Raw genomic sequence first — 1116 nt, 5'->3', positions numbered from 1 at the left:
GCGCTCGGCCGGCGGCAGCACGTCGCAGGAGGGCCAGAGCCCCGATCCGAGCGCCGCCGCGTAGCCCTCCGGCAGGCCTGCCGCGCGCATCGCCGCCGCCGCCGCCGCATGGTCGTAGGCGAGCGGCAGAAGCTCGACCGACAGCGCATCGGCGGAAGGCGTCAGCACCGCGAGCCAGGCGCGCGGCGTGCCGTCATCGGCCGGCATGCCGATGGCGCCCGCGTTCAGCCACAGCGCGTGGCCGACCCTCCGCGCGAAGGGGATGCCGCAATGCCCGGCGATCACGCCGTCGCAGCCGGTCGTCGCGATCTCCTCCGCCAGCACGGCCTCGGGCGCGGAGGCGAAGAGGAAGCGGCTGATATCGTGGGCGCCGCCATGCAGCACCGCCAGCCGCCGCCCATCCGGCAGCGCGATGGTCAGCCGCCGCGGCCGCGCGCCCATCCAGGCGCGGTGCGCTTCCGTCACCTGCCGGTCCGCATGCGCGTACCAGGCGCGGGAGAGCAGGTCGCAGGCCGTCCCTTCCTCGAACCCGCAGCCGCAATCGAGCGCGCCGGCGGCGAGGTTCTCCTCGCAATTGCCCATCAGCACATGGATGCCGGAGGCGATGACCAGGTCGCAGCAGGCGGCGGCATCGGCGCCATAGGCGACGACATCGCCGGTGCAGACGATGCGCCGGGCCGGGATGCCGCGCATGCCTGCTTCGGCGAGGACGGCGCGCGTCGCCTGCAGGTTCGAATAGGGGCCGCCGAAGACGAGCACGGGGCCATCGGCGTCGATCATGGCTCGGTCAGGCATCCATCCTCCAGCAGCAGGGTGCGGTCGGCGAAGCGCGCGGCGAGGTCGGGCTGGTGCAGGCTGACGAGCACGGGCAGTCGCTCCGCCCGCCCCAGGTCGCGCAGCAGGGACAGCACGCCTTCCGCCGTCTCGGGGTCGAGGCTCGCCACCGGTTCGTCGGCGAGCAGCACGGGCGCGCGCTGCACCAGGGCGCGCGCGATGGCGACGCGCTGGCGCTGCCCGCCCGACAGGCGGTCCGCCCGACGCGCGCCGAGCCTTTCGAGCCCGACGGCGGCGAGGGCGGCATCCGCCGCCGCGACCTCCGCCCGCGGCCAGAGCCGC

General features: G+C 75.4%; 2 protein-coding genes. Both read right to left on the bottom strand.

Features of this window, described 5'->3' with window-relative positions:
* The coding region (locus HW577_RS25425; RefSeq protein WP_198378864.1) for a metallophosphoesterase family protein at positions 1-795 on the bottom strand (795 nt) is incomplete at its 3' end.
* Positions 777-1116 (bottom strand): ATP-binding cassette domain-containing protein (locus HW577_RS25420; RefSeq protein WP_198378863.1); only part of this gene is annotated, 340 nt, incomplete at its 5' end. The genes HW577_RS25420 and HW577_RS25425, both read right to left, overlap by 19 nt.

This window comes from Neoroseomonas rubea (assembly GCF_016106015.1).
In the GTDB taxonomy this organism is placed as follows: domain Bacteria; phylum Pseudomonadota; class Alphaproteobacteria; order Acetobacterales; family Acetobacteraceae; genus Neoroseomonas; species Neoroseomonas rubea.
The sequence above is the reverse complement of the archived record's forward strand: the minus strand, read 5'-3'. Positions and strand labels throughout refer to the sequence as shown.